Genomic DNA, 15,106 nt, shown 5'->3' with positions numbered 1-15,106 from the left:
AAGCAGCGATCGGCAATGGGGTGGATGATGGGGATCGAACCCACGACCACCGGAGCCACAATCCGGGGCTCTACCACTGAGCTACACCCACCATACCGATGCGACATCGACCCGGAACACGCGATCCCGGTGGAATGGCGCGCCCAGCAGGACTCGAACCTGCAACCTACGGCTTAGAAGGCCGTTGCTCTATCCGATTGAGCTATAGGCGCATTCCAATACCGGCTGCATTTCCATCGACGCGGTAACCGGAACATGGTGGTCGGGGTAGAGGGATTCGAACCCCCGACATCCTGCTCCCAAAGCAGGCGCGCTACCAGACTGCGCTATACCCCGTCATGCCGTAAACCGCGCTCGATGACTCTACGAGCCCCTCGATGCGCTGCGTATTCTACGGATCATTTCTGCTAGGTCAAGCCTTTACGTGAACCCGACACGGATTCATGGCGCCACTGGAGTGCCGAAAACCCGCCCCTATCGTCGTTGGCATTCACGGCGCGTTGACTACGTCGCTGGGCATGAGAAAATCGCCCTCTTTCGCTGGCCACCGTCAGCACCTTCAGACTCAGAAAGGAAAGTCGATGACCGCTCAGTTGATCGATGGCAGGGGCATTGCCGGCGCTATCCGCAGTCAGGTAAAAGCCGACGTGGAGCATCGAACCCAACAGGGGCTGCGTCAGCCGGGGCTGGCCGTCATTCTGGTAGGTCACGATCCCGCCTCCGAGGTCTACGTCAGCCACAAGCATCGCGCCTGCGAGAATGCCGGCATCCTCTCGTACAGCCATCGGCTCGAGAACACTACGACCCAGGCGGAACTGGAAACGCTGATCGATAGCTTGAACGACGATCGGAATGTCGATGGCATCCTGCTGCAACTGCCCTTGCCCGAACATCTCGACGCCAACCCGTTGCTCGAGCGCATTCGCCCGGACAAGGACGTCGACGGTTTCCATCCCTATAACCTGGGGCGCCTGGCGCAGCGACTGCCGCTGCTACGCCCGTGTACGCCCAAGGGCATCATCACGCTGCTGGAGCAAAGCCAGATTCCGCTGCGCGGTCTCGATGCCACCATCGTCGGCGCGTCCAACATCGTTGGCCGCCCCATGGCGCTGGAGCTGCTGCTGGCCGGCTGTACCACGACGATCTGCCACCGCTTCACCCAAGGGTTGGAGCAGAAAGTGCGTCAGGCCGATCTGCTGGTCGTCGCCACCGGCAAGCCGGGATTGATCGACGGCAACTGGATCAAGCCCGGCGCCATCGTGATCGACGTGGGCATCAATCGCCAGCAGGATGGAACTCTCGTCGGCGATGTCGACTTCGCCACTGCCTCCGAGCGCGCCAGCTGGATCACACCCGTGCCCGGTGGCGTCGGCCCGATGACCGTGGCCACGCTACTCCAGAACACGCTGCAGGCGGCCGAGCTTCACGACGCCCAGTAGCGTCTGGCAGCGAGGGTTCGGACAGCGCCGCGGGCCCGAACGGGTTCGCTGGCGTTCGCCCCCCTTGCCCCCTCTCAGATAGCGCTTTCAACGGGCTCTTTCAACCGGCTCTCTCGGCAGACTTTTCCAACGAACTTCTTTAACGGACTATCGCATGCAGACTCTCGGTATCATCGGCGCCATGGAGCAGGAAGTGACCCAGCTGGCGTCCCAGCTGACCGACGCCCGCGTCGAGCATCATCCCGGCGGCACCTTTCACTGCGGGGAGCGCCATGGGCTTCGAATCGTGCTGCTGCAATCGGGAATCGGCAAGGTCAATGCCGCGGTCGGCACGACGCAATTGATGACCCACTATCGCCCGGACGCCATCATCAATACCGGTTCCGCGGGCGGCTTCGGCGCCGCCATGGAAGTCGGCGACGTGGTCATCTCCAGCGAAGTCCGCCATCACGACGTCGACGTCACGGCATTCGGCTACGACATGGGTCAGGTCCCCGGCATGCCGGCAGGCTTTGCCGCCGATCCCGGCCTGATCGAGACCGCCCGCGCCTGCATCGAAGGACTTGGCGATCTACGCGTCCACGAGGGGCTGATCTGCACCGGCGACAGCTTCATGGCGGACCCGGCACGTGTCGATGCCGCCCGCGCGCACTTCCCGCAGATGCTTGCCGTCGAGATGGAAGCGGCCGCTATCGCCCAGACCTGCCACATTTTCGACTGCCCGTTCGTGGTCATCCGCGCGCTTTCCGATATCGCCGGCAAGCACTCCGAACTCTCGTTCGAGGCGTTTCTGGAAAAGGCGGCCGCGCATTCTGCCGCAATGGTCGACGCCATCATCGCCCGCCTGGCCGGGAAGTAACTCCAGCCCAATACGTGTCAAAACGACGAACCCCGCCGATTGGCGGGGTTCGTCGGTTCATAAGGTTCCGGTGCCGTTCAGGCCGGGGGAGACTCGAAACTCCAGCGAGTCCCATCGCGGGAATCCTTGAGCACGATGCCCAGCGCCGCCAGCTCGTCGCGAATCCGATCGGCTTCCGCGAAATCGCGGCCGCTCTTGGCAGCCGCTCTCGCCGCTATCTGTGCTTCGATCTCGTCCGCGCCCAACGGAAGCGCGCCGGCACCGGCCTTGAGAAATTCGGCCGGCTCGCGTTCGAGAAGACCCAGCACGCTCGCCAGACGCTTCAACTCCTGCCCCAGCGCACCGGCGTGCCTGGGTTCGACATCGCGTAGCCGATTGATCTCGCGCGCCAGATCGAAGAGCACCGACAGCGCTTCCGGTGTATTGAAATCATCGCTCATCGCCGCCGAGAAACGTTCGGCGTAGATGCCCTCGACATCACCGTGAACCAGCTCGACACCGTCGAGTGCGTGGTAGAAGCGCTCCAGCGACTTGCGCGCCTCGCTCAGCGACTCCGGCGCATAGTTGATCGGGCTGCGATAGTGGCTCGCGACCAGCAGGTAGCGCACCACCTCCGGGTCGTGAACCTCCAGCACTTCACGAATGGTGAAGAAATTACCCAGCGATTTGGACATCTTCTCGTGATTCACGCGCACCGCACCGGCGTGCATCCAGACATTGACGTAGGGCTTGCCGGTCGCCGCCTCGCTCTGGGCGATCTCGTTTTCGTGGTGGGGAAAGGTCAGATCCGGCCCGCCACCATGAATGTCGAAAGTGTCGCCGAGACAGCAGGTCGACATCGCCGAGCACTCGATGTGCCAGCCGGGGCGCCCTTCGCCCCAGGGTGACGACCAGCTGGCCTCCCCCGGCTTGGCGGCTTTCCATAGCACAAAGTCGAGCGGATCTTCCTTGTGCTCGTCGACGTCGACACGAGCGCCCGCTCGCATGTCGTCAAGGTTACGATTGTTGAGCTTGCCGTAGCCGGCAAACCGGCGGACACGGTAGTAGACGTCGCCGTTGGCCGCAGCGTAGGCATAGCCGCTGGCGATCAGGCGCTCGATCATCGCCACGATCTCCTCGATATGCCCGGTAGCCCGTGGCTCCGCATCCGGGCGCAACACGCCCAGGCGCGCCTCGTCCTCGTGCATGGCCGCAATCATTCGCTCGGTCAGCGCCGAGATCGACTCGCCATTCTCCTCGGCGCGCTTGAGGATCTTGTCGTCGATATCGGTGATATTGCGAACATAGGTCACGTCCAGTCCCGTCTGACGCAGCCAGCGTGTGATCACGTCGAACGCCACCATGACGCGGGCGTGCCCCAGATGGCAGTAGTCGTAGACCGTCATCCCGCAGACGTACATCCGCACCTTGCCGGGCTCGATCGGTTCCAGCGTCGACTTGCGCCGCGTCAGCGTGTTGTAGATTTCCAGCGCGCTCATGCTCTCGTTACCTCAGCCCTGCTTCTTCTGAATCTTGGCCCAGCTATCCTTGAGCCCCACCGTGCGGTTGAATACCAGCCTGCCATCACGACAGGCGTGGCGATCGGCACAGAAGTAGCCCACGCGCTCGAACTGGTAGCGTGCCTCGGGCTCGGCGTCTGCCAAAGAGGGTTCGGCGATGCCTTCCACCGTCACCAGGGATTCGGGATTGAGGTGCTCGAGGAAATCGGCGTCCTTGTCGCGATCCGGCGCTTCGTCCAGGAACAGGTTGTCATAGAGCCGCACTTCCACTGGCACACCGTATTCGGCGCTGACCCAGTGAATGACGCCCTTGACCTTGCGCCCTTCCGGGTTCTTGCCCAGCGTATCGAAGTCGACGCTGCAGTAGAGGGTCTCGATGTCGCCATCCTCGCCCTTGACCACCTCATCGCAGCGGATGACATAACCGTTGCGCAGGCGAACTTCCTTGCCCGGCGCCAGACGGAAGAACTTCTTCGGCGGCTCCTCCATGAAATCGTCGCGATCGATCCAGATTTCTCGGGTCAGTGGCATCCGGCGGGTGCCCATGTCCTCGCGCGCCGGATGTCCCGGCACTTCGAAGACCTCATGATGATCCGCCGTCACATTGGTCAACACCACTTTCAGCGGATTGAGCACGCACATCGCTCGCGGGGCGTTGTCCTCGAGATCCGAGCGGATGGCGAAATGCAGCATCGCGATATCGACCACGTTCGCGGCCCGGCTGACGCCGGTCATGTCGCAGAACTTGCGTAGCGACGCCGGCGTGTAACCCCGGCGACGCAGTCCGGAGATCGTCGGCATGCGCGGATCGTCCCATCCGTCGACCACGTTCTGATCGACCAGCAGCTTGAGCTTGCGCTTGGAGGTCACCGTATAGTTGACGTTCATACGCGCGAATTCGGTCTGGCGAGGCTTGGCCGGCACCGGCAGCTGGGCCAGGAACCATTCGTACAGCGGACGGTGATCCTCGAACTCAAGTGTGCACAACGAATGCGTGATGCCTTCGATGGCATCGGACTGGCCGTGGGTGAAGTCATAGGAAGGATAGATCTTCCAGGCGTCACCGGTCTGATGGTGCTCGGCATGACGAATACGATAGAGAATCGGGTCGCGCAGATTGATGTTGGGCGCCGCCATATCGATCCTGGCGCGCAACACCTTGGTCCCTTCGCCGAATTCGCCCAGCCGCATGCGTTCGAGCAGATCGAGGTTCTCGTCGACGCCGCGATCGCGATAGGGGCTCGGCCGACCCGGCTCGGTCAGCGTGCCGCGATACTCGCGGATCTCGTCCGGCGACAGATCATCGACGTAGGCCTTGCCTTCGCGAACCAGATGCTGAGCCCAGGCGTAGAGCTGATCGAAGTAGTCGGAAGCGAAACGCACCGCCCCGCTCCACTGGTAGCCGAGCCAGTGAATGTCTTCCTGGATGGCGTCGATATACGCCTGCTCTTCCTTGGCCGGGTTGGTGTCGTCGAAACGTAGGTGGCAGCGGCCACCGAATTGCTCCGCCAGACCGAAATTGACCCAGATCGACTTGGCATGACCAATGTGCAGGTACCCGTTGGGCTCCGGCGGAAAGCGAGTCACGATCGTGGTGGCCTGCCCCGATTCGATCTCGCTTCGAATCTGGTTACGCAGGAAGTTCGGCGCCTCGTGCTGGTTCTCTGCACCGGCGTTATGGCTTTCGGCACCGCCGTCGTCGCGCTTGGCGTTCGTGTGGCTTTCGACGCTCATGGAATGCAGGCAACCTCTTTAATTCGAATGTTCAGCCAACGGTGCGCCCTTTAGGCGCCACCCTTTTAACGGCAGGTTAACACGCGCGGACAGCGGTTTCTCCCGCCGCCCCAAAACCGCTATTATAGCGTGACGCGCGCAGCCGGCGGCAAGCCGGCCGCCACCTTTCCCTCGCTCGAATCGCTCAGGATTTTCGATGATCGTTTTGCATACCAATCACGGCGCCATCACGCTCGAACTCGATTTCGACAAGGCTCCCAAGACCGCTGCCAACTTCGAACAGTACGTCAAGGAAGGCCACTACGACGGCACGCTGTTCCATCGCGTGATCGATGGCTTCATGGTTCAGGGTGGCGGCTTCGATACGGACTTCGAGCAGAAGCCCACTCGCGCCACGATCGACAACGAAGCCGATAACGGCCTGACCAACCAGAAAGGCACGGTGGCCATGGCCCGGACGCAGGATCCGCACTCCGCCAGCGCCCAGTTCTTCATCAACGTGGGCGACAACGATTTCCTCAACCACCGAGACAAGAGCGTGCAAGGTTGGGGTTACTGCGTTTTCGGTCGGGTCGTCGATGGCATGGACGTGGTCGACAATATCCGCCAGATCGCCACCGGGCGTCGCGGCATGCACAGCGATGTTCCTGCGGATGACGTCGTCATCGAACGTGCCGAAGTCAAATCCTGACCGCTCATCCGAAGCCAGCCGACCACCGACAGGAATGAATCGCCGTATGCAACTGCTGATCGCCGATCTCCATCTTCATCCTTCGCAGCCGGATATCGCCAAGGGTTTCATCGACTATCTACGCGGTCCGGCGCGAGAGGCGTCATCGCTGACCATCCTCGGCGACCTGTTCGAGGCCTGGATCGGCGATGATTATCGTGGCGATTTCGAGCAGCAGATCATCGCCGAGCTCAAAGCCTGCTCGGCGTCGGGCACCCGCCTGGCGTTCATGCATGGCAACCGGGATTTCCTGATCGGCGAAGCGTTTGCCGCCGACAGCGGCTGCGCCCTGCTGGAAGATCCCGCGGTGGTCGAATTGGCCGGTCAACGCGTTGTATTGCTGCACGGCGACAGTCTGTGCACTCGCGACGAAGCCTATATGGCCTTTCGCCAACAGGCCCGCAACCCGGCCTGGCAGGCACAGATTCTGGCGATGCCGGTCGAGGAGCGGCTGGCGCTGGCCGGCAAGTTGCGGGAACAGTCCGGCGAGGCCAATACCAACAAGGCCGAAGACATCATGGATGTCACCCCCGAGGCCGTCGTGGAGCTCATGCAGCGTCACGACGTGAAGATCATGATTCACGGCCACACCCATCGCCCGGCAGTGCACGACCTCAGCGTCGACGGCGAGCCGGCCACACGCTATGTGCTGGGCGACTGGCGCCCCGGCCAGGGCTGGCAGCTGAGAGTGGAAGACGACACGCTGACGCTCGAGTCGTTCGCGATCTGATCGCGCTTACATCGATGGTAAAAAAGCGCCCGGCTCGAAACCGGGCGCTTTTGTCACTGCGGCCTGTGACCAGGCGCTGCAGCCTGCGGTTTCTGCAGCGGGGCCCTGCCAAACGTCAAGACGAGAACTGATAGTCCGGTTGACGAGCCGTGGCGCTGACATTGTCCAGCAGTGTCCGCCAGCGGGTCAGCACCGGCGCATCGGACAGCGCCACTTCTCCCAGCCGGTAGCGCAACGCATGCCGCTTGTCGGTATCTGCCGGATCGACCAGGGAAAGCCACATCTCGAGACTTTTCAACTCCATGTGAGGGCTGCCGGCATCGATGGCCCAGCTCCTCGCTTCCTCGATCAGCGCGGCCACCTCTGAAATCTCGTCGCCCATGCGATGCTTGGCGCGAGCCATCTGCAGCGATATCTGCGGCATCATCAGGGAACGCCGTGATCTCGCCTGACGCAGACAGGGCTCGAGATAGGCCACTGCACGCGCCACATCGTTGAGAGCCAGGCAGGCATCGCCGTACCAGAGGAAGGGGCGCTGACAAGGCTCGCGACCGGTCAGCTCACTGAGCTGACGCACGCTATCTTCGATTCGCCGAAAGCCCTGCGCCTCCCCTGCCAACGACTGACCCCATCCCAGCACGCATTCGGCCTCCCAGTGCCAGCGCTGGAGATCGGCGGTGCGGGTCATTTCATGGGCGCGGCGCCCGCGTTCTATCGCCAGATGGACGTGGCCCAGTTGGCGATAGAGCGAGGCGGCGAAGATCAGCGCCATCGCCAGCGAGCCGGGATGACGCACGGATTCGGCGAGTCGAATGGCGGCTTCCATCTGCTGTTCGGCACGACGGTAATCGCCGCGCAGACACAGGGCCCAGCTCTGATAGCAGGCCGCCGCCACCTGCGGATGATCGGAGTACGGCAGCCATTCCAGCACCATCGGCCGATTGAGCGGATCGATCTGATCGAGATGCTCGTAGGCGAGCGCGACCTGGCCGCTCCAGTATTCCCCGTGGGCGCGAGCGTACAGTGCCAGACGGTGATACCGGGCGTCGTCGATGCGCTGCGCCAGGTCGCGCAGCTGCAGCGCCAGTGACTCCGCTTCCTGGTTGGCGTGGCGCTGGCTGGCCCCGACCCATAGCCCCCAGGTCACCAGAAATGCCTGATCGTTCGCCTCCTCTTCGTCGAGGGGCGAGCCCTGCCAGAGCTTCTGCGCCTGCAGGAAGCTCTCGTGCGCCGTCGGTGAACCGTGCCCCTCCAGCGCATAGCAGGCCTGCCCTTTCACCGTCAGCAAGCTGACCTGACGCTCGGCGCCGTCGGCAGTTCCCAGACAGTCGAGACCCGATTCCGCCATCTTCAGGGCGGTGCGATTGGCACTGACCTTGAGCGCGCCTCTCGCCGCCATCTCGAAGTAGCGGGCGGCTCGGGGCGCATCCCCGCTGCGCCGCAGATGTTCGGCGAAATCACCGGGATGACGGCTGATCCAGGCGGGGTAGCGGGACTCGATCAGCTCGACGACCCGCTGGTGCAGCACGATACGCACATCCTGTGGACAGGAGAGATAGGCGGCTTCCTGCAGCAAGGGATGGGTGAACTGGAAATCGTAGGGGTAGGTCTCGCAGGGCTCGATGATCTCCAATCGTCGCATCTGCTCGATTGCCACCTTGAGCGCGGTGTCATCGGTTTCGAGGCATTCGCGCAGCATGCCGGCCTCGAACTGTCGCCCGAACGTCGCCGCCATGTGCGCCACCTGACGACTGCCCTGCAACTGATCGATCCGGCTCGCCAGCAACCCCAGCAGGCCGCTGGGCAAACTGGCTACGTCCAGTCGGCGTCCTTCGCGCCGATCGATCTCGAGTCGCCGGCAGAGCTCCTGCAGGTAGAGCGGAACGCCTTCGCAGCGCTCGATCAGCTGCTGGCGTAAGCGAGGATTCAGCTTGAGACGATGTTTTCGGCCCAGATAATCCAGCATGTCCGAGGACTGGCGTGTATCGAGACGCCCCAGCACCACCTGTTGATCCCAGTTCAACCTGACCGAAGGCACCTCCCGGTTCTGATGCGAGGCAACCAGCAGCGACGCGGTATGAATCGGCAGCCTGGCCTGGAGGTTCTGTATCACCTTGAGCGATGGTTCATCGAGCCACTGCAGATCGTCGACGATGATCACCAGCGGGCGCCGGGAGGCAGTCATCTCGAGAATCACCGCCTGGATCAGCTGCGTGACCAGCTCCACCGCCTCGTCGGCGTCCTCGCGAGCCAGCGGCTCGCGCCCCAGCACGTCGATCAAGAGCTGGCGGCGCTCGCCACCGATCTTGTCGAGCGTTCGGGTGCGATCGATCAGGGTTTCCAGGACTTCACGACTCGGCTCCTGCTCGAGATGCCACCTCAGCAATGACTGAATCAGTCCGTAGGAAGTCTGGCTGGAAAGCCGGGTGGTGGGCCGCCAGAACACCGCCGCATCTTCGTGCTGCAGGTACTCGCGAAAATGGATCATCAGCGCGGACTTGCCGATACCCGTATCGCCCAGTACCAGCACACTCTGACGAAGCCCCAGCGACACCCGAGCCAGGGCGTCGCGCAGCTGGCGTAGCTCTCCCTCGCGTCCCAGCAGATTGGGCGGCAGCGTGTCGCGCCCCGCGCCGCCCGCGGTGAGCACCAGTCCGCGACGCTGAACCCGGCCGTCGCTACTGATCAGGCGAGGCGCCAGCCGGGACTGAAGATCGAACGCCGGCGGCAGATGCTGGCTGGCGTTGAGCGAGATGACCAGCTCGCTGCGCTGAGCGGCAGCCATCATCGCCAGCGCCACCTGAGTGACGTCACCGAAGGGGTCGATCGACTGGCGTTCAGGCAGCCAGATCACCCGCCCGCTATCCAACCCGGCCGTCAACGTGAAACGCGGGGGCGGTTCGCCACCGTCCCACACGTTCTCGAGCTCATGCGACAACCCTTGACGACAGTGCTCGAACAGCGCGACTAGCTCCGCCAACTGGTGGGTCGGGCCATGGGTCCCAAAGCAGGCGAGCCCAATGCCGCTGCCCACGGCGGCCTGCCAGAAACCGCCAAGATGGCGACACTGGGTTTCCAGCCAGGCAAACAGTTGCTGTTGTGCTTTCAGGCAAGCCAGCGCCCGGCCGAGATCGTTGCCGGCTTCTTCGGGGCGTAGCGCGATCGCCATGACGGTGATCTGACGGTAGTCGATGTCATCCGCCGCGTAGCCGTAGACGCCCTGCTGGCCACCCGTAGGGGTGGACCCGCCCGCCGGATTCGGCCAGTCGCCGCCCAACCCCCGAGCGGGCACCTCGGACCAGAACCGCGCCAGTTGCAGAAAGCCGGGCTCGGGCTGCTGCCCGGACAGGGCCAGGTGCTGAAGAAAGGCGTTGAACTGCTCACGTGCCGCGGCGAACTGGCCGTGTTCGGCCAGTTGTCGTACTAGCCGCTCGTGAAAGGGACCGTAGTCGGGAATTCGATGAATCAGTGTGCGCAGCAGCGCCTCCGGCAGTGCTGCTGATGTCTCGAGCACACGCTCGGCGTATTCGATCAGGCGCTGACGCCATTCGCCCCGAGTGCGCACCAGCCATTGCTGGAAGGCGACGCACTGACCCAGATGCAGCTCCGCCAGCAGATCGCCGCGGTAGTGGTCGAGCAGTTGCTCTAACGTTTCGACGGTGGGCGGTCGTTGCAATAGGCGCTCGGCCTCCCGCAGATCCCAGGAGACCGCGAGCGGCAGCTCGAAGGTAATCGTCTGACGGGTAACGGACAACGAAGCCTCGGCGAGATCACCGAGACTATGACGCAGACAGTGCAAGGCGTGGCGAAGATTGGTCCGTCCCGATTTGACGCCCTGGTCCGGCCACAGCATTTCCGCCAGCGCGGCACGACTGACAGGGGTTTCCTGCAGCAGCAGATAGACCAGCAAGGCCTTGACCTTGTCGTAACTGAATTGCGTCAGGCTCTGCGCGTTGCGCTGATAACTGAAATGTCCGAAGAGCGCGATTGTTGTTGTGGCTCGACTTGGGTTCATTGTGATCCGTTATCCGATGGAAGTTGGAATCGCCAGTGGCTTATCGACGAAGCGCCCCGTTTCGACGGCTTTTTTTGATCACGGCAGCTATCGATCACGGCAGCTATCGATCACAACGGCCAGAGTGATCGGCGTCGAACGCTCATTCCGTCGGGGCGGGTACACCGCTATGGAAGCGAAACATGGCATCTTCACCCTGGATCAGCGCCTGTTCATGGGCCGCGAACCGGGCAACGCGTTCCGCGACGAAGGCCTTGCCGGCATAGCGTTCGGCCAGACCGAGATAATCTTCGAAGTGCCGGCCTTCCGAACGCACCAGGGAGCGATAGAATCTGGCCAGCGGCTCGTCGAGATGGGGAATCAGACGGACGAAGCGTTCACACGAGCGGGCCTCGATGAAGGCGCCGACGATCAGGATGTCGATCAAGCGCTGCGGCTCTTCGCGGGCCACGTGCTCTCGCAACCCTTCAGCGTAACGAGAGGCCGGGATATGCGAATAGTCGATGCCGCGCTCCTGCATCAAGCCGACCACCTGTTCGAAATGAAGCAGCTCCTCCCGCGCCAGCTGCGACATCTTGGTCAGCAGCTCGGGGCGGTCGACATAACGAAACATCAGACTCATCGCCGTCGACGCGGCCTTCTTCTCACATTGCGCGTGATCGATCAGCAACAGCGCTGGATTCTCCAGCGCCGCCTCTATCCAGCGCTGCGGTGTATCGCAGGGCAAAAATGCCAGCAGTTCGGCAGGCAACAGGTCGTCGGTCACGGTTTCGGTATTGGCAGTCATTCGTCCGATAGTCATTGACGTTCAGCGGTCGACGGGTAGTCGATCGACTGGAGAGTGGGTACAAGAGACGTCGAGAGTCATTACGACTGACGCCGAGGAAGCGATCCGTCGAGAACGCGAAATGCCGTGAAAAAGGACACCGCCACTGGCGTCATGACGGCAGCTTACTCGGCCGCTCCGATGCCTGGCCCAATGCGTTGAATCACAGTGGACTCGACGAATCACCGTCATGGTAGCGCCTGCCCTGACAGACTGCGATACCCAATTTTAAGACATTGGTGTCATTTACTCGGAGGAATAAAGCGCTTCAAGTCGCCGCTCCTTAACATTGTCGACAGTTTGTCGTAGACTCCGCGGCGCCCACCGCAGCCGATCCATGGCAGCCGAACCCGCTCATGGCAACCGAACTGTCTCCGCCGACTGATGGCCGACCAGCAGGTGACCATGTAGTGGCGCCTGTACCGTATCGCTCATGCGGGCTCCAACACTCGATGAGGATCTCCCCGTGCTTGAAGCTTACCGCCAACATGTCGAGGAGCGCGCCCTGGAAGGCGTGCCACCGAAACCGTTGAATGCCGAAATGGCCGCCCAACTGATCGAGCTGTTGAAGCAGCCCCCGGCCGGCGAAGAAGCGTTTCTGCTCGAACTGATTACCGACCGCGTGCCGCCGGGCGTCGACGAGGCCGCCTACGTCAAGGCCGGGTTCCTTACCGCCATCGTCAAGGGCGAGGCGAATTCCCCGCTGATCGACAAGATTCACGCGGTCAAGCTGCTGGGCACCATGCAGGGTGGCTACAACATCGCCACGCTGGTCGAACTGCTCGATGACAATGAGTTGGCCCAGGAAGCCGGGGAGCAGCTCAAGCACACCCTGTTGATGTTCGATGCCTTTCACGATGTCGCGGAGCGCGCCAAAAATGGCCACGCCGTGGCGCAGAGCGTGCTGGAATCCTGGGCCGAGGCCGAGTGGTTCCTGGCCAAGCCGGCTCTGCCCGAGAAGATCAGCATCGCGGTGTTCAAGGTGCCGGGCGAAACCAATACCGACGATCTCTCGCCGGCACCGGATGCCTGGTCGCGCCCCGACATTCCGCTGCACGCCAACGCCATGCTCAAGAATCCGCGCGACGGCATCGAGCCCGAAGTCGCCGGCGCCAAGGGCCCCATGACGCAGATCGAGGCGGTCAAGGCCAAGGGCTTTCCGGTCGCCTACGTCGGTGACGTGGTCGGCACGGGCTCGTCGCGCAAGTCCGCCACCAACTCGGTGCTGTGGTTCTTCGGTGACGACATTCCCTACGTGCCCAACAAGCGTGCCGGCGGCTTCTGCTTCGGCGGCAAGATCGCCCCGATCTTCTTCAACACCATGGAAGACGCCGGCGCCCTGCCGATCGAGATGGACGTCGAGCAGCTGGACATGGGCGACGTCATCGACGTTTATCCCTATGAAGGCAAGGTGACTCGTCACGACAGTGCCGAAGTGGTTTCCACCTTCGAACTCAAGACTCAGGTCATCCTCGATGAAGTGCGGGCCGGCGGCCGTATTCCGCTGATCATCGGTCGCGGTCTCACCGAAAAAGCGCGCAACGAACTCGGTCTGCCGGCATCAGACATCTTCCGCCTGCCGGAGCAGCCGGTCGATACCGGCAAAGGCTTCACCCTGGCTCAGAAGATGGTCGGCAAGGCCTGCGGCATGAATGGCGTGCGCCCCGGCATGTACTGCGAGCCAAAGATGACCACCGTCGGCTCCCAGGACACCACCGGGCCGATGACCCGCGACGAGCTCAAGGATCTGGCGTGCCTCGGCTTCCAGGCCGACCTGGTGATGCAGTCGTTCTGCCACACCGCCGCCTACCCCAAGCCGGTCGACGTCGAGACCCACCACACGCTGCCCGACTTCATCATGAATCGTGGTGGCGTCTCGCTGCGTCCGGGCGACGGCATCATCCACTCCTGGCTCAATCGCATGCTGCTGCCGGACACGGTCGGCACCGGCGGCGACTCCCACACCCGCTTCCCCATGGGCATCTCGTTCCCGGCGGGTTCGGGTCTGGTTGCGTTCGCCGCCGCCACCGGCGTCATGCCGCTGGACATGCCGGAATCCGTGCTGGTGCGCTTCAAGGGCGAGCGCCAGCCCGGCATCACCCTGCGCGATCTGGTCCACGCGATTCCCTACTACGCGATTCAGCAGGGCCACCTGACGGTCGCCAAGTCCGGCAAGAAGAATATCTTCTCCGGTCGCATTCTGGAGATCGAGGGCCTCGAGGATCTCACCGCCGAGCAGGCGTTCGAGCTTTCCGACGCCTCCGCCGAGCGTAGCGCCGCCGGCTGTACCATCACGCTGGGCGAAGAGCGCGTCACCGAGTACCTGAACTCCAACGTCACGCTGCTGAAGTGGATGATCAGCGCCGGCTACGGCGATCGCCGCACGCTGGAGCGCCGCATCGAAGCGATGGAAGCCTGGCTGGCAAACCCGAGTCTGATGCGCGCAGACGCCGATGCCGAATACGCCACCATCATCGAAATCGATCTGGCCGAAATCGACCAGCCGGTGCTGTGCGCCCCCAACGACCCGGATGATGCTCGTCTGCTCTCCGACGTCGCCGGCCAGAAGATCGACGAAGTGTTTATCGGCTCCTGCATGACCAACATCGGCCACTTCCGCGCCGCCGGTAAATTGCTCGAGAAGCAGCCCGCCGGTAGCCTGAAAACGCGCCTGTGGCTTGCACCGCCGACCAAGATGGATCAACATCAGTTGACCGAGGAAGGGTACTACGGTATCTACGGCAAGGCTGGCGCGCGCATGGAAATGCCTGGCTGCTCCTTATGCATGGGCAACCAGGCCCGCGTGGCGCCGAAATCGACCGTGGTGTCCACTTCCACACGTAACTTCCCCAACCGTCTGGGCGACGGCGCCGACGTCTATCTGGCTTCGGCAGAGCTCGCGGCGATCGCTGCCGTAGAAGGCCGCCTGCCCACGGTCGAGGAATACAAAGCTACCATGGGCGAGTTCAATGCCATGGCGGGAGAAATCTACCGCTACATGAACTTCCATGAGATAGAGGATTTCCAGAAAGCGGCCGCAACGATCATTCCGGCCGCCCAGGAAGCCTGATACGACTCTTCCGATGCTCGCAGCTTCATGAAGAGGTCACCGAAACGCCCCGCCAATGCGGGGCGTTTTTTTTATGCAGGTTCTGCCGGCCATCATCCAGCGAGGGGCTCGGACATCGACTCGGACGCTGTTTTGCTTCACGAACCGACGCGAGTCTCGTTGAATAGTCAAACGCTGTTCATTATTCTCACGGCTGCGTCTGCC

The 15,106-nt window shown here is 62.7% G+C and carries 9 protein-coding genes and 3 tRNA genes; 5 read left to right on the top strand and 7 right to left on the bottom strand.

What is annotated here, in order from left to right:
* Positions 1 to 16: 16 nt before the first annotated feature.
* From ACUN9V_RS10215 to ACUN9V_RS10205, 3 genes are all read right to left on the bottom strand, one after another.
* Positions 17 to 91: transfer RNA gene (locus ACUN9V_RS10215), tRNA-His, on the bottom strand.
* 44 nt (positions 92 to 135) lie between these two features.
* Positions 136 to 212, bottom strand: a tRNA-Arg gene (locus tag ACUN9V_RS10210).
* Between the two features lie 47 nt (positions 213 to 259).
* Positions 260 to 336, bottom strand: a tRNA-Pro gene (locus ACUN9V_RS10205).
* Positions 337 to 581: 245 nt separating this feature from the next.
* Between ACUN9V_RS10205 and folD the strand changes: the two genes are divergently transcribed.
* Together folD and mtnN are read left to right on the top strand one after the other, a co-directional pair.
* Positions 582 to 1,439, top strand: coding sequence for a bifunctional methylenetetrahydrofolate dehydrogenase/methenyltetrahydrofolate cyclohydrolase FolD (folD, locus tag ACUN9V_RS10200; protein WP_445511295.1), 858 nt, complete (start codon positions 582 to 584; stop codon positions 1,437 to 1,439).
* A gap of 154 nt (positions 1,440 to 1,593) precedes the next feature.
* Positions 1,594 to 2,298: a 5'-methylthioadenosine/S-adenosylhomocysteine nucleosidase gene (mtnN, locus tag ACUN9V_RS10195; protein ID WP_075562045.1), complete on the top strand. Its 705-nt coding sequence runs from the start codon at positions 1,594 to 1,596 to the stop codon at positions 2,296 to 2,298.
* A 77-nt stretch (positions 2,299 to 2,375) separates the two neighbouring features.
* Here the strand turns inward: mtnN and cysS are convergent, their stop codons facing one another.
* Together cysS and ACUN9V_RS10185 are read right to left on the bottom strand one after the other, a co-directional pair.
* Complete coding sequence (cysS, locus tag ACUN9V_RS10190) at positions 2,376 to 3,767, bottom strand: cysteine--tRNA ligase (protein WP_445511342.1); 1,392 nt, start codon at positions 3,765 to 3,767, stop codon at positions 2,376 to 2,378.
* A 21-nt stretch (positions 3,768 to 3,788) separates the two neighbouring features.
* The gene (locus ACUN9V_RS10185; RefSeq protein WP_083627761.1) at positions 3,789 to 5,531 is read right to left on the bottom strand and encodes a glutamine--tRNA ligase/YqeY domain fusion protein; all 1,743 of its coding nucleotides are present in this window, start codon (positions 5,529 to 5,531) and stop codon (positions 3,789 to 3,791) included.
* A gap of 196 nt (positions 5,532 to 5,727) precedes the next feature.
* On the opposite strand from ACUN9V_RS10185, the gene ACUN9V_RS10180 reads away from it, so the two are divergent.
* Positions 5,728 to 6,222: a peptidylprolyl isomerase gene (locus ACUN9V_RS10180; protein ID WP_445511294.1), complete on the top strand. Its 495-nt coding sequence runs from the start codon at positions 5,728 to 5,730 to the stop codon at positions 6,220 to 6,222.
* A gap of 46 nt (positions 6,223 to 6,268) precedes the next feature.
* Complete coding sequence (locus ACUN9V_RS10175) at positions 6,269 to 6,991, top strand: UDP-2,3-diacylglucosamine diphosphatase (RefSeq protein ID WP_075562042.1); 723 nt, start codon at positions 6,269 to 6,271, stop codon at positions 6,989 to 6,991.
* A gap of 115 nt (positions 6,992 to 7,106) precedes the next feature.
* Here the strand turns inward: ACUN9V_RS10175 and ACUN9V_RS10170 are convergent, their stop codons facing one another.
* Positions 7,107 to 11,006 (bottom strand): AAA family ATPase, encoded by a 3,900-nt coding sequence (locus ACUN9V_RS10170; protein ID WP_445511293.1) that lies wholly within the window; start codon positions 11,004 to 11,006, stop codon positions 7,107 to 7,109.
* A 142-nt stretch (positions 11,007 to 11,148) separates the two neighbouring features.
* Positions 11,149 to 11,808, bottom strand: a complete 660-nt coding sequence (locus ACUN9V_RS10165) for a tRNA-(ms[2]io[6]A)-hydroxylase (protein ID WP_445511292.1) — start codon at positions 11,806 to 11,808, stop codon at positions 11,149 to 11,151.
* A gap of 490 nt (positions 11,809 to 12,298) precedes the next feature.
* On the opposite strand from ACUN9V_RS10165, the gene acnB reads away from it, so the two are divergent.
* Positions 12,299 to 14,902 carry a bifunctional aconitate hydratase 2/2-methylisocitrate dehydratase gene (acnB, locus tag ACUN9V_RS10160; protein WP_445511291.1) on the top strand — a complete coding sequence of 868 codons (2,604 nt, stop codon included), beginning with the start codon at positions 12,299 to 12,301 and terminating at the stop codon, positions 14,900 to 14,902.
* Positions 14,903 to 15,106 lie beyond the last annotated feature (204 nt).

Source organism: Salinicola sp. V024, from assembly GCF_052645315.1.
The sequence above is the reverse complement of the archived record's forward strand: the minus strand, read 5'-3'. Positions and strand labels throughout refer to the sequence as shown.